Here is a 22,787-nt window from a genome sequence, read left to right as displayed (position 1 = left end):
CGATCATCTATATCTGCTTATCATAAGCGCATGAATATTAATCCATCCGACATCCGACCGCTTCATCACCGCGCCGTCGCCGCATCCGTCGACGTGGTCGCGGGCGTGACACCTGAGGACCTCGACCGTCCGACGCCGTGCGCGGGCTGGGATCTTGCCGATCTGTTGGCGCATATGACCGTGCAGCACTACGGGTTCGCCGCGGCGGCCCGCGGCCAGGGCGCCGACCTCGCGGTGTGGGATCCCGCCACGGTGGCCGATGCGGTCCGCGCCGACCCCGCGGGGGCATACTCCGCGGCGGCAACCGACGTGCTGGCCGCCTTCGAGGCCGACGGCGTGCTCGACGCCACCTTCGCCATCCCCGAATTCGGTCCTGGCGCAACGGTTCCCGGTGCGATGGCCATCGGCTTCCACTTCGTGGACTACGTCGTGCACGCCTGGGACGTCGCCCGCTCGCGTGGCGTGGCGTTCACACCCGCGGCCGACGTGCTGAGCGGCGTGCTGCCGTTGGCGCTGGCCGTCCCCGACGGCGACTTCCGCGCCGCGCCGAACTCCCCGTTCGCCCAGGCGCTCGAGGCCAGCACGACGGCAGGGGACTTCGACCGGCTGCTCGCGCACCTGGGCCGCTCACCCGGGTGGGCGCCGGCCGGCGCTCAGCGCGGATCGACGAGGTTGCGCACCCTCTCCGCGGGGTAGACCGCTGCGCCAGCGGCCCGGACTCGCTCGGCCAGCACGCGGTCCGAGGTGGCGACGACGACGTCGGCGGGGTGCTCGTCGGCGAGCACCAACCGCACGATCTCGTCGTCGGCGGAGTTCGCCGCGGCTCGCGGTGCGTGGGCGACGGTGATGACGGAGGACTCGATGGGCGGCGACGGCGGACGTTCGAAGACCACGGTGACGTGATCGTCTTCGGGTGCCCACCGCTCGAGGTGACCGACGAGCGTGGCCATCGCCTGAGCGCGGTTACGCCACCAGCCATCGGGGCGCGACCCGATGACGTTCATGGCGTCAACGATCCAGCGCATGCCCCCGTTTGACCGGCGAGTGCCGCCGGCCGAGCAGGTATCCCAGCCAGCGAATATCGAGGATCACGGTGGTGGACCTTTCCGCTATGCGGTCTTCTTGGCCGTCAGCAACGGCAGCAGGCGGCGACGTTCGTCGATACCGGCTGCGAATCGGTGCAGGGCGTCGGGCACAGAGGCGGCGACCGGGAAGCCGGCCGCGACGCCGCCCAGCGCGTCTTCCACGGCGGCGCTGGTGATCAACGCCCACTCCACCTCGCTGGCAAAGCAGGTTTCGTCGACGCCGTAGAACAGCGAAACACATTGTGGCGTAAACGAAGTCACACCACTCAGATCAAGCACGAAGCCCTTCTCGGCGAGCACGAACCGCCGGGCGAACGCCGTAACGCGCTCGATGTTGGTGTCATCGACGACACCGCTGATGGTCACGACTGTGGCCAGTTGGCGACAAACCGCGTGAATCTGGGCCCCAGCGCAGTCGAATGACGGATTTCCGTACATCACTGCCTCCTCTCGAGGTCCTCAACTTGAAGTCCAAGGTAGGCGGCCAATCTAAGGCAACCGGGAGTGGTGGCTAATACTTTGGTAAGGAAGCCGTTTTCGGCTGCACTAGCAAATCGTCAGTCGCGGCGCATCCATTGCGGACCCGAATAGTTCTCCCAGGGGTCGTAATCGGCGAGCAACGGCTCCTGTGGTGGCCGCTGTTTTTCCGGCACATGCTGCAGGTTGATCCGGATCCGATACCAGATCGAACTCGGCCCACGCATACCGTCGACGAGAACATCTGCGGGCCGCAGCTTTTCGGCTACCGACGGGTAACGTTGGCGCCACTCGTCCAGGGCTGCCATCGCCTCGTCCTTGGTTTTGGTGCGCGCGATCTCGATGAGCGGCTTCGAGGAGACCCGGCGGCCGGCCGCGCTCTTCTTGGCGCCGCGCGGCGCCTTCTCGGGCGGGCCGAGCCGGTCGGTGAGGTCGAGCAGGGCCTCCAGCGAACCGGCCGAGTCGTCCATGTCCGCCCACGGGTCGCCGATGGCCTCGAACCGCTTGGGCACCGTCGCGATCGTGAACACCTCGGGCTGACAGTCGGGCACCTCATCCCACCGCAGCGGTGTGGAGACCCGCGCGTCGGGCGTCGCGCGTACCGAGTACGCGGAGGCGACCGTGCGGTCGAAGGCGTTCTGGTTGAAATCGACGAACACGCCTTCGCGTTCCTCTTTCCACCAGCGGGCGGTGGCCTGTTCGGGTGCGCGCCGCTCGACCTCGCGGGCCACGGCCTGCGCGGCGAGACGGACGAACTTGAACGGCCACCGCCGTTGGATGCGCGCATAGATGTGAAAGCCACGCGATCCCGACGTCTTGGGCCACGCCGTCAGCCCGTGGTCCTCGAGCACCTCGCGGGCGACCAGCGCGACGTCGACGATCTGGCGCCACGTCACGCCGGGCATCGGGTCGAGGTCGACGCGCAACTCGTCGGGGTGGGCGAGGTCGTCGGCCCGCACCGGATGCGGGTTCAAATCGACGCAGCCCATGTTCACCGCCCACACCAGCCCGGCGGCGTCGGAGATGACGGCCTCGGCGGCCGACGTTCCCGAGGCGTATTTCAACTCCGCCACGTCGACGTAGTCGGGTCGCTTCGCGGGCGCGCGCTTCTGGAAGACCGCTTCTTCGGTGATGCCCTTGACGAACCGCTTGAGGATCATCGGCCGGTCGGCGACCCCGCGCAGGGCACCGTCGGCCACGGCGAGGTAGTAGTGGATCAAATCGATCTTGGTGACCCCGAGTTCGGGAAAGATCACCTTGTCGGGGTTGGTGACCCGCACCTGCCTGCCGCCCACCTCGAGCTCGAGCGGACCGGCCATGTCGCCATGCTAGTTGCGCGCAGCATTCCCGCCGCCGTGCGACGCAAGTCACATATTGTGGCGGTATGCCCAAGCTGACAGATGTCCCGACGCTGGCCGCGGCCAAAGCGCAGCAGCTTCTCGAACGCGGCTCGGCCGAATTGCACTACTTCACCAAGATGTTGGGCGCCGGAGCGTTGAAGCTCGAGCCGCCCCAGAACATCGCCGCGATGTTCGCCGACATCCGGCGCTGGGGTGAGTTCGGGATGATCCCGGCGCTCAACGCTCGCCGCACCCCGGACCGGGCCGCGGTGATCGACGACGACGGCGAGATCACGTTCGGTGAACTCGACAACGCGGCGCACAGTGTGGCCAACGGTCTGCTGGCGATCGGCGTCAAGGGCGGCGACGGGGTCGCCATCCTGGCGCGCAACCACCGCTGGTTCCTCATCGCGTTCTACGGCGCCGCCCGCGTCGGCGCCCGCATCATTCTGCTCAACAGCGAATTCTCCGGCCCGCAGATCAAGGAGGTCTCCGAGCGCGAGGGCGCCAAGCTGATCATCTACGACGACGAGTACGCCGACGCGGTCACCAAAGCCGAACCGCCCCTTGGCAAGTTGCGTGCGTTGGGGAAGAACCCCGATAAGGAGCAGCCGTCGGGCAGCACCGATGAGACGCTCGCCGACGTCATCGCCCGCAGCACCGGGCGGCCCGCACCCAAGGCCACCAAGCATTCGTCGGTCATCATCTTGACCAGCGGCACCACCGGAACCCCGAAGGGCGCCAACCGCAGCACACCGCCCACGCTGGCGCCGATCGGCGGGGTGCTCTCGCACGTGCCGTTCCGGGCCAACGAGGTGACGTCGCTGCCCGCGCCGATGTTTCACGCGCTGGGTTTCCTGCACGCCACGATCGCGATGATGCTGGGCACCACGTTGGTGCTGCGCCGCCGCTTCAAACCGGCCACCGTGCTCGAGGACGTCGAGAAACACAAGGTGACCGCCATCGTGGTGGTGCCGGTGATGTTGTCGCGCATGCTCGACACCCTCGAGGGCATGGAGCGCAAACCCGATCTGTCGTCGCTGCGCATCGTGTTCGTGTCCGGCTCGCAGCTCGGGGCCGAGCTGGCCACCCGCGCGCTCGAGGACCTGGGCCCGGTCATCTACAACCTTTACGGGTCCACCGAGATCGCGTTCGCCACGATCGCGCGGCCGCAGGATCTGAAGAAGAACCCGGCCACCGTCGGGCCCGTGGTCAAGGGGGTGAAGGTCAAGATCCTCGACGACGATGGCAACGAGTTGCCGCAGGGCGAGGTCGGGCGGATCTTCGTCGGCAACTTCTTCCCGTTCGAGGGCTACACGGGCGGCGGGCACAAGCAGATCGTCGACGGCCTGATGTCGTCGGGCGATGTCGGCTATTTCGACGAGGACGGTCTGCTCTTCGTCAGCGGCCGCGACGACGAAATGATCGTGTCCGGCGGCGAGAACGTGTTCCCCGCCGAGGTCGAGGACTTGATCAGCGGCCATCCCGACGTTGTGGAGGCCACCGCGATCGGCGTGGAGGACAAGGAGTGGGGCCACCGTCTGCGGGCCTTCGTCGTCAAGACCGACGGCGCGTCCATCGGGGAGGACGACATCAAGCACTACGTGCGCGATCACCTCGCCCGTTACAAGGTGCCGCGTGAGGTCGTCTTCCTCGACGAACTACCGCGCAACCCGACCGGCAAGATCCTCAAGCGCGAGCTGCGCGACATGGAGGTCGGCGGAGCCGAGTAACGCTCGCGAGATCTACGTGAGGGTCGCGATTTCGGCAATCCAACAGCCCTGGTGTACATCTCGCGAACGTGTTAGGTGGAGCCCATCATCGCCGCGCCGGGCACCGACAGGCAGACCAGCATCAGCAGCAGCAGAAACCAGCCGGCGCCCTGCCACGCCACCCAGCCGCTGTCCTGGGCCTTCCACATCCGGTAGGTCCGGACGAACGCAACGATGCCGCCGATCAGCAGGATCGCTGGCACGGTCGAGGCCGCGACGACCGAGGTTCGGTCGACGAACGCGTAGATCGCGAACGCGGCAGCGGCGATGGCGATCACCACGGCCCCGTACTTGACGGCCGCACGAAACGCGCCGGGCCGGTCGAACCGCTTCTCAACGTCGTTGGTCATAACCCCTGTGTTTCCGTAGTCGTGGCCGCTGAAACGAACGTCACGGCCCGTTGATGTACCAGGACAGGCAACCGGGGAAGCCGCGGCAGGCGATCACCGCGTTCTGGTCGGGCAATCCGCCGCGCACCTTCGGCGGTCGCGGGCCGAAGTTGCACGACGTCACGTACGGGTTGCCCGGGGCGATGCCGTCGTAGCAGGGCGCGGCCTCGTGCTGGGCTGCCGGTTGGTCGATCAGCACAGTGGGCGCGACGAACAGGCCCACCGCCGCCGCGCCGGCGGCCAGCACCCGCGCTGTGCGAATCCTCAGGGTGCTCATTTCACCAGGCTACGCCCGGTGGCAACCCATTTACGGATCGCGCGGCAGGCCGAGCAGCCGCTCGGCGATGATATTGAGCTGCACCTCGGTGGTGCCACCGTAAATCGTGGTGGCCCGGCTGCCGAGCAGGTACTCGATCCACTTGCCCTGGATCTCGTCGGGTTCGGCGATCGCGCCGTCGGTGCCGAACGACGTCACCGCGAACTCCGCGTAGCCCTGTCCCGTCTTCATCGACAACAGCTTCGAGATCGCGGCGGCCGGCATCGGGTCACCGCCTGCCAGGGTCAGCAGCGTCGAACGCATGTTGAGGATCTTGGCGGCGTGGCCTTCGGCGATCAGGTGACCGGCGTGGTTCTGCTCGATCTGGTCGAACTGGCCGTCGCGGATGAACTCCACGAACCCGTTGAGGTTGGCCAAAAACGGCGGCTCGCTGCTGCCGATCGAAACCCGCTCTGCGGTCAGCGTATTGCGGCTGACCTCCCAGCCGCGGTTCACCTCGCCGAGAACCATGTCGTCGGGCACGAACACGTCGTCGATGAAGACCGTGTTGAACATCGCGTTGCCGGTCAGTTCCCGCAGCGGCTTGACCTCGACGCCGTCGCTGGCCATGTCGAGCAGGAAGTAGGTGATGCCATTGTGTTTCGGAGCGCTGGGGTCGGTACGGGCCAGCAGGGCACCCCACTGCGAGTACTGCGCACCGGTGGTCCAGATCTTCTGCCCGCTGATCCGCCAGCCGCCGTCGACCTTGGTGGCCTTGGTGCTCAGGCTGGCCAGGTCCGAACCGGCGCCGGGCTCGGAAAACAGCTGACACCAGATCATCTCGCCGCGGAACGTCGGCGGCAGGAAGCGCTGCTTCTGCTCGTCGGTGCCGAACGCGACGATCGACGGGATGATCCAGGCGGCGATGCCCATAGCCGGGCGCTTGACCCGTCCGGTTTCGAATTCCTGGGCGATGATGATCTGCTCGACGGGTCCGGCCGAACGGCCCCACGGCTTGGGCAGGTGCGGCTGCACCCAGCCACCCTCCGCGATCGCGGTGTTGCGCTCTTCGCTCGGAATCGCTTTGAGCCCAGCGACTTCCGCGCGGATCTCGTCGCGCAGCTTCTCGGTATCCGGATCGAGGTCGATGTTGAGTGGGCGCATGCCGGCGCTGGTCGCGACGTCGACGACCTGCTGCGGGTAGTCGGCGAGGCGCCCGAACGCCGCCGCCAGCACCAGCGCGCGCCGGTAGTAGACGTTGGTGTCGTGTTCCCAGGTGAAGCCGATACCGCCGTGCACCTGGATGCAGTCCTGGGCGCAGTGTTGAGCGGCCACCGGGGCCAGGGTCGCGGCGACGGCCGCGGCGAACTCGAACGCGCTGTCGTCGGCGCCTTCACGCGCTTCGTCGATGGCGCGGGCCGCATCCCACACCGCCGCGGTGGCCCGTTCGGTCTCGGCGATCATGTTGGCGCACTTGTGCTTGACGGCCTGGAACTGGCCGATCGGGCGGCCGAACTGCTCGCGAATCTTGGCGTACTCCGACGCGGTGTCGGTGGCCCAGCGCGCGACGCCGATGCACTCGGCCGACAGCAGCGTCGAGATCAGCGCGCGCGCCAGCGTCGGGCTCAGGTTCTGCAACACCCGGTCGTCACCGACCTCCACGGCGTTGGCGCGCACATGGGCCACTGGCCGCAGCGGGTCGACGCTCTTGACGGGTTCGATCTCGAGCTGGTCGGCGTCGAGCACCACCCACTTGGAGCCGCTGGTTCCCTCTTCCAGCCCGGCGACGGGAAGCACCAGCAGCGACGCCTGCGCGGCGGCCGCCACCGCCCGCACTTCACCGCGGATGACGAGGCGCGCCGAATCGTCTTCGCTCTGCCGGGTGGCGGTCAGCCCGGAGTCGATGGCGTACGTGGCGATGGTGGCGCCTGACGCCAGGTCGTTGAGCAGTTTGGCGTCGGGGTCGTGCGCTGCGATGAGCGCGCTGGCGATGGCCGACGGGACGAACGGCCCCGGCACCGCGCCGTAGCCGAACTCGGCGAGGACGATGGCCAGCTCGAGGATGCCGAACCCCTGTCCGTCGACGGATTCGGCGAGGTGCACCCCCTGTAGACCCTGCTCGGCCGCGGACTTCCAGTACGGCGGCGGGTTCGGGATCGGTGTCTCCAAGGCTTCGTGCAGCACCTCCGACGGCGCCACCCGCTCCACCAGGGACCGCACCGAATCGGCGAGGTCGTTGTGCTCAGTGCTGATTGCGATCGGCATGGTCGTCTTCCCTCGTATCGTCTGACCCCAAACTAACCGGTGGGTTGGGACCGAGGCTACCTTGACGCGAACGGTCCCGAGCAGGCGTGGCGCGCAATGTGACCACCACGACCGCCGAGAGCACCATCACCGCGCCGACCGTCCACATTCCGGCCCGCTCGCTTCCGGTGAGATCGACCAGCGCGCCGGTCACATACGGTGCGGCGAAGCCGCCGAGGTTGCCGACCGAGTTGATCAACGCGATCGCGCCGGCGGCGGCCACCCCGGTCAAAAATCGCGACGGCAACGCCCAGAAGCTGGGGATCGCGCTGAACACCCCGACCGCGACGACCGCGACCGCGATCATCACCAGGACCGGGCCGTCCAGGTACAGCGCGACCGGAATGGTCAGGCCGCCGATCAGCATCGGGAGACCGACGTGCCACACGTGTTCGCCGGTGCGGTCGGCATGGCGCGACCACAGATACATCCCGATCGCCGCGCAGGCGTAAGGGATCGCGGTGATCATCCCGATCTGCAGGATCGACAGCGTGAGCCCGAAGCTCTGCTGAAAACCTGAGATGATCGACGGCAAGAAGAACGCCAGCGCGTACAGGCCGTAGGCGATCCCGAAGTACACCACCGCCAGCGCCCAGATCCGCGGGCTGCTCAACGCGCGGCGCAGCGAGAAGTCGAAGTGCTCGCTGACCTGACGTTCCTCGTCGGCCAACACCTCGATGAGCCAACGGCGTTCCTCGTCGGTGAGCCAGCGCGCGTCGGCGGGTTCGTCGGTGAGGTAGAACCAGCACACCACCCCGAGCACCACCGCGGGGACGCCGCAGCAGATCATCATGAACTGCCAGCCGGCCCCGAACACGTCGTCGCCGACGTGGATCAGCCACGCCGCCAGCGGTGTGCCGACGGCGGCGGCGATCGGGGTGGCCAACATGAACATCGCGACGATGCGGGCCCGGTAGCCGCTGGGAAACCAGCGGCTCAGGTAGAAGATCACGCCCGGAAACAGCCCCGCCTCGGCGACCCCCAGCAAGAATCGCAACACCAGCAGGGTGGTTGCGTTGGGTGCAAACCCGATGGCCACCACGACAATCCCCCACGACACCGCGATCCGGGCCAGCCAGCGTCGCGCACCGAACCTGTGCAGGGCGAGGTTCGACGGCACCTCCACCAGGACGTAGCCGATGAAGAAGATGCCCGCCGCGAAACCGAACATGGTCGCCGACAGCTGCAGGTCTTCGCTGATGCTGGCTTTGGCGATGCCGAGGTTGGTCCGGTCCAGGTAGTTGACGAAGTACAGCGCCATCAGGAACGGCACCAGTCGCACGACGGCCTTGCGCACGGTGCGGGCCCGCAGCGTCGGCGCGCTAATGGCGTTTCCCGTCGACCGCGTTGACCACATTCTCCAGGCCGTGGCCCTCCTGCAGCCGCCGGCAGTTGTCCACGGCTTGGGTCAGGTAGCGCTGCATGGTGTCGACGGTGTACCAGCTGACGTGCGGGGTGAGCACCACGTTGTCCAGGCTCAGCAGCGGGTTGTCGGGTGAGACCGGTTCGGTGGCGAATACGTCGAGCCCCGCCGCGGCCAGCCGACGGGCGCGCAGCGTCTCGGTAAGCGCGATCTCGTCCACGATCGCGCCGCGCGAGGTGTTCACCAGCACCGCTTCGGGTTTCATCCGGGCCAGCGCGGTCGCATCGAGCAGGCCCAGCGTCTGGTTGGTCAGCGGCAGGTGCAGCGAAACGATGTCGCTGGCGGCCAACAGGTCCGGCAGTGACCGCCAGCCGGGATGCCCGTCGTCTGCGGTGCTGGTGTGCAGCACCTTCGATGGCGGTGTGCCCATCGCGACCACGATCCGCTCGACGCGCCTGGCGATGTTGCCGTAGCCGACGAGCCCGACCGTGCAGCCGCTGATGTCGCGCACGGTCTCCCCGAGGCTGGGATCCGATGGCCAGCCCCGGCCCTCGCGGGTGGCGCGGTCCAGTTCGATCAGCCGCCGCAGCGCGGCCAGCATCAGCAGCACCGTGGCCTCGGCCACCGACGCCGCGTTGGCTCCCGGCATGTTGGCCACCGCGATACCCAGCCGGGTGGCGGTGTCCACGTCGACCGTGTTCACCCCGGCGCCCAACTTGTGCACAAGCCGAAGCCGTCTGGCCTTCTGGAGGTCGGCGCCCGAGATCGGGCGCAGCACATGCCAGAGCACGTCGGCACCGGGCAGTTCACGGTAGAAGGTGTCGTCGTCATCGGCTGGGCAGTAGCGGATGTCGAGCCAATCGGTGTGCGGAGCAAGGAATTCGACGACCTTGTCACCCGGTGCGAAGTGGGCGAGGACTTTTAACGCCATCGCTTCGCAATCCACTTGGCGATCAGGTCGGCCTTCTCGCTGCGGGCCCCGGGCGTGGTGAAGTAGTGGTCGGTGTCGACCGAGCACTGCATCTTGTCGGTGCTTGCCAGCGCGTCATAGATGCGCTTGGCGTCCGAGGGGTACACCCCGGTGTCCTGTTCGGCGTTGATCACCAGTGCGGGGCAGTCGATTCGGGTCAGGTGCGGTTCGGCGCGGGTCTGGGCGTGACGCAGGCTCCACATGCCGATCCAGTTGCGCAGCGTGGATGCCGCGGCGATGCCGTGCGCCGAGCGGTTGGCCTTCACCGGGACGCCGGCGTAGCACATGTTGGGCGGTCGTTTCGTCGGTTCCAGGGTCGGATCGACCATGCGCGGATCCGCCCAGGTGCGCATCACCGTGAACGGGCGGTCCGAGTAGCCGGCGGCGCGCACCCGCTTGAGTTCGGTTTCGGCCCAGTCGGTGATCGCGTGGTTGCGGGCGATCTGGGCGGCGCGGTAGCGCTCGACGAACTCCGCAGGGTACGGCGGACCGTTCTGCTCGCTGAACAGGTCCAGGTCGGGATTCGTTGCGACGGCGTCGTTCTCGTCGGTCACCGCACCGTCCATCCAGGCGGTGAGCACGTCCGGCCTGCCGGGGTGCGCGGCGCTGGCGATGTAGCCGTCGGCGGGCGGCAGGTCGTTGAGACCGGCCGCCGGCCGCATCCCGAGCAGCGGTGTCACGTGCGGGTCGACCGCCTGCGCCTGATACGCCGCCATCAGCGATCCGCCACCGGAGTTGCCGAGCAGCACAACGGTTTCCACCCCGGCGACCTCACGCAGCCAGCGCACCCCGACGCCGATGTCGACCAGCGCGTGGTCGAGCAGGAAGCTGCTCTCGAAGCCGCGGTAGCGGGTGTTCCAGCCCAGAAACCCGATGCCGCGGGTGGCCATGTAGTCGGCCAGATAGTGTTCGGAGAAATCGATCTGGTAGTGCGTGGCGATCATGGCGACCTTGGGTTTACGGCCCAGCCCGCGGTGGTACAGGCCCTGGCACGGATGGCCGCCCGCTCCTGCCCGCCGCGCGGTCGCCGAGTCGAGGCCGACGAACTCACGGGTGACGCCCGGCGCGCCCCCATTTCCCGGTGGTCTGCTCATGTGGGCCCCTCGCAGTAGATCGTCCGGTAGAAGATGTTGGCCAGCGTGGTGATGCACGCGTCGTCGTTCACGGCGGCTGTTCCGCCGCCCGACAGCTGCGTGTAGCAGAACTGGTTGAGCATCGACACCAGCGCCACCGCGATCAGGTGCGGATCGTCGTCACGACAAAACCCTTGTTGCGCAGCATGTTTGACCATCTTCGTGATCAACGCGATCGGCAGCGCGCAGATGTCCTTCCAGTACTGGGCGAAGTCGTCGTTGACCATCGCCAGTTGCGACACGCTGATCATCTCGGCCAGCCGGTCGCGGTACGTGGTCCAGTGCGCGGTGGCGGCCTGATGCGAGCGCTCCCAGTTCGATAGCCCGGGATCCTCCGCGCCGCGGGACCGTTCCCTGGCCTCGTCGCGGAACCGCACGGCCCACTCGCGGACCATCGCTTCCTTGGAGTCGTAGTAGTTGTAGAACGACGCCGTGGACCGGCCGGCTTCGGCGGCGATATCCGAGATCGTCGTGGCCAGAATGCCTTTGCGGGCGATCACCGCGCGGGCGGCGGCGTCGATCGCCGCCTTGGTCTGCCTGCCGCGCACGGTCGGCAGCGGCATGCGCGGCGTGACGGTCATTCCGGCGGACTCCTTCGAAGGCCATTGCTCGAAACTGAACCTGATGTTAGATTCAGTTTGCGTTCTTGGCCATAGGTTCGCCCGAGGAGGCGCGGCATGATCAAGCCCAACAATCCCAACTCCGAGTTCGAGCTCGGCGGCATCAACCATGTGGCGTTGGTCTGCTCGGATATGGAGAAGACCGTCGACTTCTACAGCAATGTGCTCGGCATGCCGTTGATCAAGTCGTTGGACCTGCCGGCCGGCATGGGCCAGCACTTCTTCTTCGACGCGGGTAACGGTGACTGCGTGGCGTTCTTCTGGTTCGCCGATGCGCCGGACCGGGTCGGGGGCATCTCGTCGCCGGAGGCCATTCCCGGCATCGGCGACATCGTCAGCTCGGTCAGCTCGATGAACCACCTGGCGTTTCACGTGCCTGCCGAGAAGTTCGACGAGTACCGCCAGAAGCTCAAGGACAAAGGTGTGCGCGTCGGGCCGGTGCTCAACCACGACGAGAGCGAGATGCAGGCGTCACCGACGGTGCATCCCGGCGTCTACGTGCGCTCGTTCTACTTCCTCGACCCCGACGGCATCACGCTCGAGTTCGCCTGCTGGACCAAGGAATTCACCGAGCAGGACACCGCGACCGTGCCGAAGACCGCGGCCGACCGCCGCCCCCGCGTCACCGCATAGCGCGGCATAGACGCCGAAAGGGACAAACGGGCGGGAAAGTGCGAGTGATCGGCGCCGAAACGTCGGTCTCGGCGCGGGGTGGTCGCAGATTCACCCCTGCGCGAGCACGTCCAGCGTCGTCGCCAGCACGTCGACGAGTTGGTCGGGCGCCAGATCGAGGTCGCCCGACAGCCAGGCGCTGATGGTCTGGCCCACCCCGCCGACCGCGAAGTGCGCGCTGGCCTTGGTGCGGTCGTCGTCGCCGGCGCCCAGCGCGCCGGCGTGCTGGAACAGCAGCGCGGCGAACAGCACCGTGGATTCCGCGCGCTTGCGCACGATCACCGTGTTGGACAACTCGATGCTGAACAGCAGCCGCCCCACCCGCGCGTCGGCGGCGATGCTGTGCACGATGTTGGCCATGCCGGCGCGCGCCTGCTCGTTCAGCGGCGCCGACGCGACGGCGGCCTGGGTGGTGGTGACGATGTCGGCGACGACGTTGTCGAACACCGCGCCGACGAAGTCGTCCTTGTCGGAGAAGCTCTCGTAGAAGTAGCGCACGCCGAGGCCGGCCTGCGCGCAGATGGCGCGCACGGTCAGCTCGGCCGGGTCCTGCTCGCCGGCGCCGAGCAGGTTCAGACCTGCCTCGAGCAGCCGTCGTCGACGCCCCGCGAGGCGCTCGGCGGCATCGACGCCGCGGTACGGCCGCACTTGTGCCATACCCGACATCTTGACACCCGTCGCCCAGGTGCGGCAATATCAGGAAACATACGTTCTCACATTTGCGATAGGGGTCGCCAAATGACGGTCAGCGAGCCGATTGCGCACGTCGAACGGGCGGTCAGCGACCCGCCCAAGCCGACAGCGGTCGCCAAGCGCGGCAGGAAAGCGCACTTCGACGACGGCCTGATGGGCGTCGCGCTGCTGGCCGGCCCGGCCAACGTGATCATGCAGCTGGCGCGCCCGGGCGTCGGTTACGGCGTGATGGAAAGCCGCGTCGAGAGCGGCAGGGTGGACCGGCACCCGATCAAACGCGCCCGCACCACGTTCACCTATCTGGCGGTCGCGACCACCGGCAGCGACGAACAGAAGGCCGCGTTCCGGCGCGCGGTCAACCGCGCCCACGCGCAGGTGTACTCGCTCGACGACAGCCCAGTGAAATACAACGCCTTCGACAAGGACCTGCAGCTGTGGGTCGGGGCGTGCCTGTACAAGGGCGGCGTCGACATCCAGCGGCTGTTCGTCGGCGAGATGGACGACGAGGACGCCGACCGGCACTTCGAGGAGGGCATCGCGCTGGGCACCACACTGCAGGTGCCCGAGGACATGTGGCCCAAGGACCGCGCGGCCTTCGACAAGTACTGGCAGGAGTCGCTGGAGAAGGTCCACATCGACGACGCCGTGCGCGAGTACCTGTGGCCGATCGCCGCGGGCCGCATCCGCGGGGTCAAGCTGCCCGGCCCGATCCAGCGCCGCATCGACGAGTTCAACCTGCTGATCACCGGCGGGTTCCTGCCGCAGCGCTTCCGCGACGAGATGCAGCTGGACTGGAACGACGACAAGCAGCGCCGGTTCGACCGGGTGATCGCGGTGCTGCGCACGATCAACAACCTGCTACCGCGGTTCCTGCGGCAGTTCCCGTTCAACGTGCTGCTCAAGGACCTGGACTGGCGGATCCGAACCGGCCGTCCACTGGTGTAGGCAGACGGGCGTATAAACGCTGTTGTGCGCAGCGACGACGACAGCTGGGACATCACCACCAGCGTCGGTTCGACGGCGCTGTTCGTCGCCGCCGCACGAGCGCTCGAGGCGCAGAAGCCCGACCCGGTGGCCGTCGATCCGTTCGCCGAGGTGTTCTGCCGCGCGGTGGGCGGCCAATGGGCCGATCTGCTCGACGGTGACGCCCCCGACCATGCGCTGAAGACCGACTTCGGCACGCACTTCGTGAACTTCCAGGCGGTGCGAACCAAATACTTCGACACGTATTTCCGTGCTGCGGCCGACGCTGGAGTGCGGCAGGTGGTGCTGCTCGCCGCGGGCCTCGATTCCCGCGCCTATCGGCTCGACTGGCCCGACGCCACGGTGTGCTACGAACTGGACCAGCCGGGCGTGCTCGAGTTCAAGCGCGAGGCACTCATCGACCACACGCCCAAGGCCGACCGCCGAGAAGTCGCGGTCGATCTGCGCGACGACTGGCCCCGGGCCTTGCGTGACACTGGGTTTGACGTGTCGGCGCCGTCGGCGTGGATCGCCGAGGGCCTGCTCATCTATCTGCCTGCCGCCGCCCAGCACCAACTGTTCACCGGTATCGACGCGCTGGCGGCCTCCGGCAGCCACGTCGCCGTCGAGGAGGCGCCGCCCATGGACGCCGGCGCGTTCGAGGCCAAACGCGAAGAGGAGCGCGCGGCCGGCGAGGAGGGCACCTTCTTCACGCTGGTGTACAACGAACAGCACCAACCCGCCGCCGAGTGGTTCGGCGCCCGCGGCTGGCGCGCTGACCCGACCCCGCTACCGGACGTGTTGCGCGACAACGGCAGACCCGTCCCGGCGCCCGACACCGATGCCGGCCTGATGACAACCACCATCACGCTGGTCAGCGCGGTAAAACGCTGAATCAGATTCCCGGAGCGGACCCGACCGTGCGTCTCGACAGTTAGCTTATGCAATGCTAACTTCAGCAAAAGTTTTGCGTAGCCATATCGAGGCCATTTCGAGGGAGACGACGGGGCATGCCCCTTTCGACGGGAATTGCCGCTGCGGCCCGGGTCGACCGCGATGTCGTCAGCCGGTTCGCCACTTGTTGCCGGGATCTGGGACTGTCCGTCCACGACCGACGGCGGCCCACCGACCTCGCTGCCGCGCGGTCGGGATTCGCCGAACTCACCCGCATCGCCCGTGACCAGTGCGACGCGTGGACGGGGCTGGCCGCTGCCGGGGATACCAGCCCCCGGGTCATCGAGGCCGTGTGGCAGACCGTCGCGACCGCCGGCGTGCTGCAGCGTCAGGTCGAGCTCGGCGACGGCGATCTCGCGTTCACCTATGACACCGGCCTGTACCTGCAATTCCGCGCCGCCACGGCCGACGACTTTCAGCTGGCCTACGCCGTCGCCCGCAGCGACGCCGGTGATTTCGCCGGGGCCGACAAACTCGTCGAACCGCTGCTCGCCCGGCGGCCCGACTGGCGTGAGGCCCGCTGGGTGCGCGTCGCGATGTACTACCGCACCGAACGCTGGTCCGACGTCGTGCGGATGCTGAGCCCGGTCGTCACCGACTCCACGTTGGACGAGACGTACGCCCACGCCGTGCGCACCGCGTTGGGCACGTCGTTGGCGCGGTTGGGCATGTTCGCGCCCGCGCTGTCCTATCTCGAGGAGCCCGGCGGTCCCATCGACGTCGCCGCGGTGGACGGCACCCTGGTCAAGGCGCTGTCGATGCGCGCCCAAGGCGAGGATCTCGACGCGGCCGACGTGCTCGCGGAGCTGTATGCGGCCAACCCCGAGAACCGCGAGGTCGAGGTGGCGCTGTCGGATTCCTCCTACGGCATCGTGCCCACCACGGCGGCGCGCATCGAGGCGCGCACCGACCCGTGGGATCCACAGACCGAGCCGGACGAAACCGACTTCGTCGATCCCGGCGCCAAGGAACGCAAAGCGCACCTGTTGATCGAGGCCGAGGCCGAGCTCGCCGAGTTCATCGGCCTCGAGGAGGTCAAGTACCAGGTGGCCCGGCTGAAAAGCTCGGTGGCCATGGCGATCCGGCGCCAGGAACGCGGCCTGGCGGTCGCCAACCGCGCCAACCACCTGGTGTTCGCCGGACCGCCCGGCACCGGTAAGACCACCATCGCGCGCGTCGTCGCCAAAATCTATTGCGGCCTGGGCATTCTCAGGAAAGAAACGGTCCGTGAGGTCCACCGCGCGGACCTGATCGGTCAGCACATCGGCGAAACCGAAGCCAAGACCAACGCGATCATCGACAACGCGCTCGACGGCGTGCTGTTCCTCGACGAGGCCTACGCGCTGGTGTCGACCGGAGCCAAGAACGACTTCGGGCTGGTGGCCATCGACACGCTGCTGGCCCGCATGGAAAACGACCGCGAACGGCTGGTCGTCATCGTCGCCGGCTACCGCAAAGACCTCGACGCGTTCCTCGACACCAACGAGGGTCTGCGGTCGAGGTTCACCCGCAGCATCGACTTCCCGTCGTACACCCCACATGAGCTCGTCGAGATCGCCACCCGCATGGCCGAAAAGCGGGACAGCATCTTCGAACCCGCCGCGCTGGCGCACATGGAGAAGCTGTTCGGGCAGCTGGCCCAGGGCACCACGCCCGACGCCAACGGGGTGGAACGGCGCAACCTCGACATCGCGGGCAACGGCCGGTTCGTCCGTAACCTCGTCGAGCGTTCGGAAGAGGAGCGTGAGTACCGGCTCGATCACCGTCCGCCGACTGGCGGTTCAACCGCCGAAACCACCGAGTTCACCGATGACGAGTTGATGACGATCACCGACGAAGACGTGACCAGATCGGCGACTCCGTTGCTACGCGGGCTCGGCCTGCCGGTGCCCGGATGAGTACACCGGACGGCCAGAACGAATACCCCGCGCAAGGAAACCGCCGGGGTTTCAGTTCGCGTACACCGACCAACCACAACCCCGACCACGTCGCCTACCGGCGCGGGTTCGTCACCCGGCACCAGGTATCGGGCTGGCGATTCATCATGCGCCGCATCGCATCTGGTGTCGCACTGCACGACACCCGCATGCTTGTCGACCCGCTGCGCACCCAGTCGCGGTCGGTTCTGGTGGGTGCGCTGGTGCTCGTCACCGGGTTGGCGGGCTGCTTTGTCTTCTCGCTGATCCGGCCGGCAGGGGAGCCGGGCGACGACGCGATCCTGGCCGACCGCACCACGTCGGCGCTTTACGTGCGCCTCGGCGACAACTTGCATCCGGTGCTGAACCTGACCTCCGCGAGGCTCATCGCGGGCCGCCCGGACAACCCGACGATGGTCAAGAGCGACGAGCTCGACCAGTTCGCGCGCGGCAACCTCATCGGCATCCCGGGCGCTCCGGAACGCATGGTGCAGAACACGACTCGCGACGCGGACTGGACCGTCTGCGACGGCGTCTTCGGCCCGGCGACCGGCGTGACGATGATCGCGGGCCCGCTTTCCGACGGCGGCGAACGGGCCGCGACGCTGCCCGATGACAAGGCCGTCCTGGTCGACAACGCCGGCGGGCCGAACGCAGGCACGTGGCTGCTGTGGGACGGCAAGCGCAGCCGCGTCGATCTCAACGACCGCGCCGTCACCAGCGCACTCGGATTCGGCGTCCAGGCACCGAGCATCCGCCCCATCGCGCCCGGACTGTTCAACGCCGTTCCCGAGGCGCCCCCGCTGAGCGCGCCCGCCGTTCCCGGGGCCGGCGAACCGCCGCGTTTTCCGCTGCCGGTGGCCGCGCCGGTCGGCGCCGTCGTGGCGTCCTTCGATGCGAACAACACGCTGCGTCACTATGTGGTGCTCAGCGACGGGCTGCAGCCTGTTTCACCGGTCGTGGCGGCAATCCTGCGCAACACCAACTCCTTTGGTCTCGATCAGCCCCCGCGGCTGGCCGCCGACGAGATCGCCCGGCTGCCCGTTGCCAGCGTCATCGACGATTCGGCGTACCCCAGCCAGCAGGTGACGCTGGTCGATCCCGCGTCCGCGCCGCTGACCTGCGCGCAATGGACCCGGCCTGCCGACGCCACCAGCGGCACCCTCGACTTGCGTTCCGGTGTCACGCTTCCGGTCTCCGAAGAGCTGCGCAGCGTGCCGTTGGTGGGGGCCGGCTCGGGTGCCACCGCCGACCGGGTGGTGATCGCACCGGGGCGCGGCTACCTGGTGGAAAGCGGAGGCGCGTACTTCTGGCTGGCCGACACCGGGGTGCGCTACGGCCTCGACACCGACGGTGACCAGGAGACGCTTTCGGCGCTCGGACTGGATTCGCCTGCGCTGCCGATCCCGTGGTCGATGCTGAGCCAGTTCGCGCAGGGCCCGACGCTGTCGCCTGCCGATGCCTTGCTGGCCCATGACGGGCTGGCCGCCGACCCCCGACCCGCCGTCGTGAGGGAGACACCGTGAGCGAAGCTTACGCGCGAACCATGGCCACAGAACGCGTCGAACGAGCCTGCGAGGGCGACGCGTGAGCCGCCTCATCTTTGAGACGCGCCGCCGAATCCCGCCGCCGACGACGCGCCAGGGCACCATCACGATCGAGCCGCCGCCGGAACTGCCGCGGTTGGTGCCGCCGTCACTGCTGCGTCGGGTGCTGCCGTATCTGATCGTCATCCTCATCGTCGGCATGATCGTGGCGTTGGTGGCCACCGGCATGCGGCTGATCTCCCCGACGACGCTGTTCTTCCCGTTCGTCCTGCTGCTGGCCGCGACCGCGCTCTACCGCGGCACCGACAACAAGATGCGCACCGAGGAGGTCGACGCCGAACGCGCCGACTACCTGCGCTATTTGTCGGTGGTGCGCGACAACGTCCGCGCCCACGCCGCCGAACAACGCGCCGCGCTGGAGTGGTCGCATCCGGATCCCACCCTGCTCGCCGAGGTTCCCGGCACCCGGCGACAGTGGGAACGTGATCCCGGTGACGCCGACTTCTTGGTGCTGCGCACCGGATTACACGATGCGGCGCTGAACGCAAAGCTGCGCGTGAAGGACACCGCGAACGAGATCGACCTCGAACCGGTGTCGCACAGCACGTTGCGCGGCTTGCTCGATGTGCAGCGCACCGTGCACGCGGTACCGTCGGGCATCGACCTGGCCAAGGTGTCGCGGGTGACCATGCTCGGCGACCCCGACGAGGTCCGGGCAGCGCTGCGCGCGTGGATCGCCCAGGCCGTGACGTGGCACGACCCGGCCGTGCTCGGGTTGGCTGTGCTGTCGCCGCACATCGAGGACGACGACTGGTCGTGGGCGAAGTGGTTGCCGCACGCCGACATTCCCGGTGCCGCCGACGGGGCAGGTCCGGCCCGGTTCCTCAGCAGCGACGTGGCAGAGCTGCGGTCCATGCTCGCCCCCGTGCTCGAAGACCGCGAACCCTTCGGCGTGACAGCCGATTCCGGAGCCAAGCACCTGCTGATCGTCATCGACGACCCCGACGTCGACCCCACCGTGCTGCTACCCCGCACCGGGCTGTCCGGTGTGACGGTGGTGCACCGAACCGTCGAACCGCCGCACCGCGAACAGTACGTCGACCCCGAGCGGCCGTTCCTGCGTGTCATCGACGGGCGACTGGAGCGCTGGCAGACCGGCGGGTGGCAGCCCTACGTCGACGCCGCCGACCGGCTCGATGGGGCTACGGCACGCCACATCGCGCGCCGGCTGTCGCGCTGGGACTCCAACCCCAACCACGCGCGCACGAGCAACGCCGGGATCGCGACGTTCTCCACCCTGCTCGGCATCCCCGACGCCGCGGCGCTGGATGTGGCCAGCCTGTGGGCACCGCGCCCACGCGCGCAGGAGCTGCGGGTGCCCATCGGCGTCACCGCGACCGGCGACCCGTTGATGTTCGACCTCAAGGACGAGGCCGAAGGCGGCATGGGTCCACACGGTCTGATGATCGGCATGACCGGATCGGGTAAGTCGCAGACCCTGATGTCGATCCTGTTGTCGCTGTTGACCACCCACTCCGCCGACCGGCTGATCGTCATCTACGCCGACTTCAAGGGTGAGGCCGGCGCCGACATCTTCCGCGAGTTCCCCCAGGTGGTCGCGGTCATCTCGAACATGGCCGAGAAGCGTTCGCTGGCAGATCGTTTCGCCGACACCCTGCGCGGCGAGGTGGCGCGGCGCGAACAGCTGCTGATGGAGGCGGGCCGCCGGGTGCAGGGCAGCGCGTTCAACTCGGTGCTCGAGTACGAAGCCGCAATGGCAGCGGGCCACGACCTGCCCCCGCTGCCGACACTGCTGGTGGTCGCCGACGAGTTCTCGCTGATGCTGGCCGATCACCCCGAGTACGCCGACCTGTTCGACTACGTGGCGCGCAAGGGCCGCTCGTTCCGCATCCACATCCTGTTCGCGTCGCAGACGCTGGATGTGGGGCGCATCAAGGACATCGACAAGAACACGTCGTACCGGATCGGGCTGAAGGTCGCCAGCCCCGCCGTCAGCCGCCAGATCATCGGCGTGGAGGACGCATTTCACATCGAATCGGGACCCGAACACAAAGGTGAGGGTTTCTTGGTGCCGAACCCCGGTGCGATGCCGGTGAAGTTCCGCAGCACCTACGTCGACGGCATCTACGACCCGCCCCGGGCGGAGAAGTCCGTTGTCATGCAAGCAGTTCCGACGCCGCAGGTGTTCACCGCCGGCCATGTGGAGGCACCCGCCGACACCGTGACCGTCGTCGAACCCGCCGCGCATGAGGACCGTCCGCCGCGCAAGCTCGTCGCCACCATCGGCGACCAACTCGCGCACTACGGTCCCAGGGCGCCGCGGCTGTGGCTGCCGCCGCTCGACGAGAACATCCCCCTTGACGGGCTGCTGGCGCGTGCGGATGTGCCCGAGGGGCATTGGCGTTGGCCGTTGGGCGAGATCGACCGGCCGTTCGCGATGCGGCGTGACCCGCTGATCTTCGATGCGACATCGGCGGCGGCCAACATGCTGATCCACGGCGGGCCGAAGTCGGGTAAGACGACGGCGTTGCAGACCTTCATCCTCTCGGCCGCCGCGTTGCACTCCCCGCGCGAGGTGACGTTCTACTGCCTCGACTACGGCGGTGGCCAGTTGCGGCCGCTCGCAGATCTCGCGCATGTCGGCAGCGTCGCGTCACCGCTGGAGCCCGAACGGATCCGGCGCACATTCGGTGAACTGGAACAGCTGCTGCGGACCCGGCAAGCCCGCACGCACAACGGTTCGGCCGAAGAAGGTGACGAGTACGGGGAAGTGTTTTTGGTCATCGACAACCTGTACGCGTTCAGCCGAGACAACACCGATACGTTCAACACCCGAAACCCATTGCTGGCCAAGGTCACCGAGTTGGTCAACACCGGAATGTCCTACGGCATCCACGTCGTCGTCACCACACCGAACTGGCTGGAGGTGCCCTTGGCGATGCGCGACGGACTCGGGTTGCGCCTCGAGCTCAAGCTGTCCGACGCGCGCGACAGCAACGTGCGGGTCACTGGCGCGCTGCGCCGCCCCGCCGAGGCGGTGCCTGCCGATCAGCCGGGCCGCGGCCTGACGATGGCCGCCGAGCACTTCCTGTTCGCCGAACCGGATCTGACCGACATCGCGGTGATCAACGCCCGCTACCAGGGCGTCGCGGCGCCCCCTGTCCGGCTGCTGCCACACGATCTGGCACCCGGAGTAGTCGCGCCGCTGTACCCGGCGCCCGAGCGGGTGGTCGTCGGCCAGCGCGAAGAGGACCTGGCCGCGGTGACGGTGGATTTCGCGCGCAACCCGTTGTTGATGGTGTTCGGGGACAGCAAGTCGGGCAAGACGACGCTGCTGCGTCACCTGATCCGGACCGTGCGCGAACACTCCACCCCGGATCAGGTCGCGTTCACGGTGATCGACCGACGTCTGCATCTGGTCGACGAGCCCCTGTTTCCCGACAACGAGTACACCCCGAACATCGACCGGATCACCCCGGCCATGCTCGGCCTGGCCGGACTGCTCGAGAAGCGGCGCCCGCCCGCGGGTTTGACGCCCCAGCAGCTCGCCGACTGGAGCTATCGGCCCGATGAGAGCGGGCACACCCACTACCTGATCATCGACGACGTCGACCAGATCCCCGACGCTCCCGCGGTCAGCGGTCCCTTCGTCGGGCAGCGGCCGTGGACGGCGCTCCTCGGCCTGCTGTCACAGGCCAGCGAGCTCGGGCTGCGCGTCGTCGTGACCGCGCGCGCCACCGGGTCGGCGCACGCGTTGATGACCGCGCCGCTGCTGCGCAGGCTCAACGAACTGCAGGCCGCGATCCTCATGCTGTCCGGTAATCCTCAGGACAGCGGCAAGATCCGCGGCCACCGGTTCCGCAGGTTGCCTGCCGGGCGGGCGATGCTGCTCGACGACGACGGCGATGACGCCACATTCCTACAACTGGTCAATCCGTACGCCGACGCGGTTGTGGGCAATCCGAGAGGCACCCCAAGAGACACTGGAAGGGAGTTGAACTGATGACTCTGCGTGTTGTTCCCGAAGGCCTGACCGCGGCCAGTGCCGCCGTCGAAGGGCTGACCGCACGGCTGGCCGCCGCGCATGCCGCCGCAGCGCCGCTGGTCACCACCGTCGTGCCGCCCGCGGCCGATGCGGTCTCCCTGCAGACCGCTGTCGGCTTCAGCGCCCATGGGGTGCAGCACAATACGATGGCTGCCCAGGGTGTCGAAGAGCTCGGCCGGGCCGGCGTCGGCGTCGGCGAGTCCGGGGCAAGCTACGCCGCCGGTGATGCGATGGCCGCTTCGTCGTACCTGGTGTCGGGTAGCTGAC

At 67.9% G+C, this 22,787-nt stretch carries 20 protein-coding genes; 9 read left to right on the top strand and 11 right to left on the bottom strand.

Annotated features, from left to right (window positions below):
• Window positions 1-30: 30 nt before the first annotated feature.
• Entirely contained in the window at window positions 31-696 is a 666-nt protein-coding gene (locus tag ABQE93_RS02080; RefSeq protein ID WP_448438047.1) for a TIGR03086 family metal-binding protein, read from the top strand.
• On the opposite strand, the gene ABQE93_RS02075 is transcribed toward ABQE93_RS02080, so the two are convergent.
• The 3 genes from ABQE93_RS02075 to ligD all read right to left on the bottom strand — a co-directional run bounded on the left by ABQE93_RS02075 (window position 654) and on the right by ligD (window position 2,881).
• The gene (locus ABQE93_RS02075; protein WP_448438046.1) at window positions 654-1,025 is read right to left on the bottom strand and encodes an NYN domain-containing protein; all 372 of its coding nucleotides are present in this window, start codon (window positions 1,023-1,025) and stop codon (window positions 654-656) included. The two genes, ABQE93_RS02080 and ABQE93_RS02075, sit on opposite strands and share 43 nt — an antisense overlap.
• Window positions 1,026-1,109: 84 nt before the next feature.
• Window positions 1,110-1,451, bottom strand: a complete 342-nt coding sequence (locus ABQE93_RS02070) for an STAS domain-containing protein (protein WP_448405603.1) — start codon at window positions 1,449-1,451, stop codon at window positions 1,110-1,112.
• Between the two features lie 191 nt (window positions 1,452-1,642).
• The gene (ligD, locus tag ABQE93_RS02065) at window positions 1,643-2,881 is read right to left on the bottom strand and encodes a non-homologous end-joining DNA ligase (protein ID WP_448405602.1); all 1,239 of its coding nucleotides are present in this window, start codon (window positions 2,879-2,881) and stop codon (window positions 1,643-1,645) included.
• 65 nt (window positions 2,882-2,946) lie between these two features.
• Between ligD and fadD2 the strand changes: the two genes are divergently transcribed.
• Entirely contained in the window at window positions 2,947-4,635 is a 1,689-nt protein-coding gene (gene fadD2, locus ABQE93_RS02060) for a long-chain-fatty-acid--CoA ligase FadD2 (RefSeq protein WP_448405601.1), read from the top strand.
• Between the two features lie 71 nt (window positions 4,636-4,706).
• Here fadD2 and ABQE93_RS02055 read toward each other — a convergent pair whose 3' ends face one another.
• From ABQE93_RS02055 to ABQE93_RS02025, 7 genes are read right to left on the bottom strand one after another with little or no spacing between them, the layout of a single operon-like run.
• Window positions 4,707-5,024, bottom strand: a complete 318-nt coding sequence (locus tag ABQE93_RS02055) for a hypothetical protein (RefSeq protein ID WP_448405600.1) — start codon at window positions 5,022-5,024, stop codon at window positions 4,707-4,709.
• Between the two features lie 40 nt (window positions 5,025-5,064).
• Window positions 5,065-5,340: a hypothetical protein gene (locus tag ABQE93_RS02050; RefSeq protein ID WP_448405599.1), complete on the bottom strand. Its 276-nt coding sequence runs from the start codon at window positions 5,338-5,340 to the stop codon at window positions 5,065-5,067.
• Between the two features lie 30 nt (window positions 5,341-5,370).
• Window positions 5,371-7,584 carry an acyl-CoA dehydrogenase family protein gene (locus tag ABQE93_RS02045; protein ID WP_448405598.1) on the bottom strand — a complete coding sequence of 738 codons (2,214 nt, stop codon included), beginning with the start codon at window positions 7,582-7,584 and terminating at the stop codon, window positions 5,371-5,373.
• Complete coding sequence (locus ABQE93_RS02040; RefSeq protein WP_448405597.1) at window positions 7,562-8,980, bottom strand: MFS transporter; 1,419 nt, start codon at window positions 8,978-8,980, stop codon at window positions 7,562-7,564. Before ABQE93_RS02040 ends, ABQE93_RS02045 begins: the two co-directional genes overlap by 23 nt.
• Window positions 8,946-9,917 (bottom strand): 2-hydroxyacid dehydrogenase, encoded by a 972-nt coding sequence (locus ABQE93_RS02035; RefSeq protein ID WP_448405596.1) that lies wholly within the window; start codon window positions 9,915-9,917, stop codon window positions 8,946-8,948. The genes ABQE93_RS02040 and ABQE93_RS02035 overlap by 35 nt, the downstream gene beginning before the upstream one ends.
• Window positions 9,908-11,050, bottom strand: coding sequence for an alpha/beta hydrolase family protein (locus ABQE93_RS02030; protein WP_448405595.1), 1,143 nt, complete (start codon window positions 11,048-11,050; stop codon window positions 9,908-9,910). Before ABQE93_RS02030 ends, ABQE93_RS02035 begins: the two co-directional genes overlap by 10 nt.
• A complete protein-coding gene (locus ABQE93_RS02025) occupies window positions 11,047-11,670 on the bottom strand; it encodes a TetR/AcrR family transcriptional regulator (protein ID WP_448405594.1) in 624 nt (207 codons plus the stop codon). Before ABQE93_RS02025 ends, ABQE93_RS02030 begins: the two co-directional genes overlap by 4 nt.
• A gap of 96 nt (window positions 11,671-11,766) precedes the next feature.
• Between ABQE93_RS02025 and ABQE93_RS02020 the strand changes: the two genes are divergently transcribed.
• Window positions 11,767-12,342 carry a VOC family protein gene (locus tag ABQE93_RS02020; RefSeq protein WP_448405593.1) on the top strand — a complete coding sequence of 192 codons (576 nt, stop codon included), beginning with the start codon at window positions 11,767-11,769 and terminating at the stop codon, window positions 12,340-12,342.
• A 90-nt stretch (window positions 12,343-12,432) separates the two neighbouring features.
• Here ABQE93_RS02020 and ABQE93_RS02015 read toward each other — a convergent pair whose 3' ends face one another.
• Window positions 12,433-13,038, bottom strand: coding sequence for a TetR/AcrR family transcriptional regulator (locus tag ABQE93_RS02015; RefSeq protein ID WP_448405592.1), 606 nt, complete (start codon window positions 13,036-13,038; stop codon window positions 12,433-12,435).
• A gap of 81 nt (window positions 13,039-13,119) precedes the next feature.
• Here ABQE93_RS02015 and ABQE93_RS02010 point away from each other — a divergent pair, with 81 nt between their 5' ends.
• From ABQE93_RS02010 to ABQE93_RS01985, 6 genes are all read left to right on the top strand, one after another.
• On the top strand, window positions 13,120-14,019 hold the full coding sequence (locus ABQE93_RS02010) for an oxygenase MpaB family protein (protein ID WP_448405591.1): 900 nt from the start codon (window positions 13,120-13,122) through the stop codon (window positions 14,017-14,019).
• Between the two features lie 24 nt (window positions 14,020-14,043).
• Complete coding sequence (locus ABQE93_RS02005) at window positions 14,044-14,931, top strand: class I SAM-dependent methyltransferase (protein WP_448405590.1); 888 nt, start codon at window positions 14,044-14,046, stop codon at window positions 14,929-14,931.
• A gap of 116 nt (window positions 14,932-15,047) precedes the next feature.
• The gene (eccA, locus tag ABQE93_RS02000) at window positions 15,048-16,889 is read left to right on the top strand and encodes a type VII secretion AAA-ATPase EccA (protein WP_448405589.1); all 1,842 of its coding nucleotides are present in this window, start codon (window positions 15,048-15,050) and stop codon (window positions 16,887-16,889) included.
• A complete protein-coding gene (gene eccB / locus ABQE93_RS01995; protein ID WP_448405588.1) occupies window positions 16,886-18,433 on the top strand; it encodes a type VII secretion protein EccB in 1,548 nt (515 codons plus the stop codon). Before eccA ends, eccB begins: the two co-directional genes overlap by 4 nt.
• Before the next feature lie 61 nt (window positions 18,434-18,494).
• On the top strand, window positions 18,495-22,478 hold the full coding sequence (gene eccCa / locus ABQE93_RS01990) for a type VII secretion protein EccCa (RefSeq protein ID WP_448405587.1): 3,984 nt from the start codon (window positions 18,495-18,497) through the stop codon (window positions 22,476-22,478).
• Window positions 22,478-22,786, top strand: coding sequence for a PE family protein (locus ABQE93_RS01985; protein ID WP_448405585.1), 309 nt, complete (start codon window positions 22,478-22,480; stop codon window positions 22,784-22,786). Before eccCa ends, ABQE93_RS01985 begins: the two co-directional genes overlap by 1 nt.
• Window position 22,787 lies beyond the last annotated feature (1 nt).

The sequence above is a fragment of the Mycolicibacterium sp. XJ662 genome, assembly GCF_053484035.1.
Note: the sequence above shows the minus strand (reverse complement) of the source record. Positions and strands in the feature narration are given on the sequence as shown.

Coding starts and splice junctions, on each gene's coding strand:
- ABQE93_RS02080 (WP_448438047.1), top strand. CDS start 31: ATGAATATTAATCCATCCGACATCCGACCGCTTCATCACCGCGCCGTC.
- ABQE93_RS02075 (WP_448438046.1), bottom strand. CDS start 1,025: ATGCGCTGGATCGTTGACGCCATGAACGTCATCGGGTCGCGCCCCGAT.
- ligD (WP_448405602.1), bottom strand. CDS start 2,881: ATGGCCGGTCCGCTCGAGCTCGAGGTGGGCGGCAGGCAGGTGCGGGTC.
- fadD2 (WP_448405601.1), top strand. CDS start 2,947: ATGCCCAAGCTGACAGATGTCCCGACGCTGGCCGCGGCCAAAGCGCAG.
- ABQE93_RS02055 (WP_448405600.1), bottom strand. CDS start 5,024: ATGACCAACGACGTTGAGAAGCGGTTCGACCGGCCCGGCGCGTTTCGT.
- ABQE93_RS02050 (WP_448405599.1), bottom strand. CDS start 5,340: ATGAGCACCCTGAGGATTCGCACAGCGCGGGTGCTGGCCGCCGGCGCG.
- ABQE93_RS02045 (WP_448405598.1), bottom strand. CDS start 7,584: ATGCCGATCGCAATCAGCACTGAGCACAACGACCTCGCCGATTCGGTG.
- ABQE93_RS02040 (WP_448405597.1), bottom strand. CDS start 8,980: ATGTGGTCAACGCGGTCGACGGGAAACGCCATTAGCGCGCCGACGCTG.
- ABQE93_RS02035 (WP_448405596.1), bottom strand. CDS start 9,917: ATGGCGTTAAAAGTCCTCGCCCACTTCGCACCGGGTGACAAGGTCGTC.
- ABQE93_RS02030 (WP_448405595.1), bottom strand. CDS start 11,050: ATGAGCAGACCACCGGGAAATGGGGGCGCGCCGGGCGTCACCCGTGAG.
- ABQE93_RS02025 (WP_448405594.1), bottom strand. CDS start 11,670: ATGACCGTCACGCCGCGCATGCCGCTGCCGACCGTGCGCGGCAGGCAG.
- ABQE93_RS02020 (WP_448405593.1), top strand. CDS start 11,767: ATGATCAAGCCCAACAATCCCAACTCCGAGTTCGAGCTCGGCGGCATC.
- ABQE93_RS02015 (WP_448405592.1), bottom strand. CDS start 13,038: ATGGCACAAGTGCGGCCGTACCGCGGCGTCGATGCCGCCGAGCGCCTC.
- ABQE93_RS02010 (WP_448405591.1), top strand. CDS start 13,120: ATGACGGTCAGCGAGCCGATTGCGCACGTCGAACGGGCGGTCAGCGAC.
- eccA (WP_448405589.1), top strand. CDS start 15,048: ATGCCCCTTTCGACGGGAATTGCCGCTGCGGCCCGGGTCGACCGCGAT.
- eccB (WP_448405588.1), top strand. CDS start 16,886: ATGAGTACACCGGACGGCCAGAACGAATACCCCGCGCAAGGAAACCGC.
- ABQE93_RS01985 (WP_448405585.1), top strand. CDS start 22,478: ATGACTCTGCGTGTTGTTCCCGAAGGCCTGACCGCGGCCAGTGCCGCC.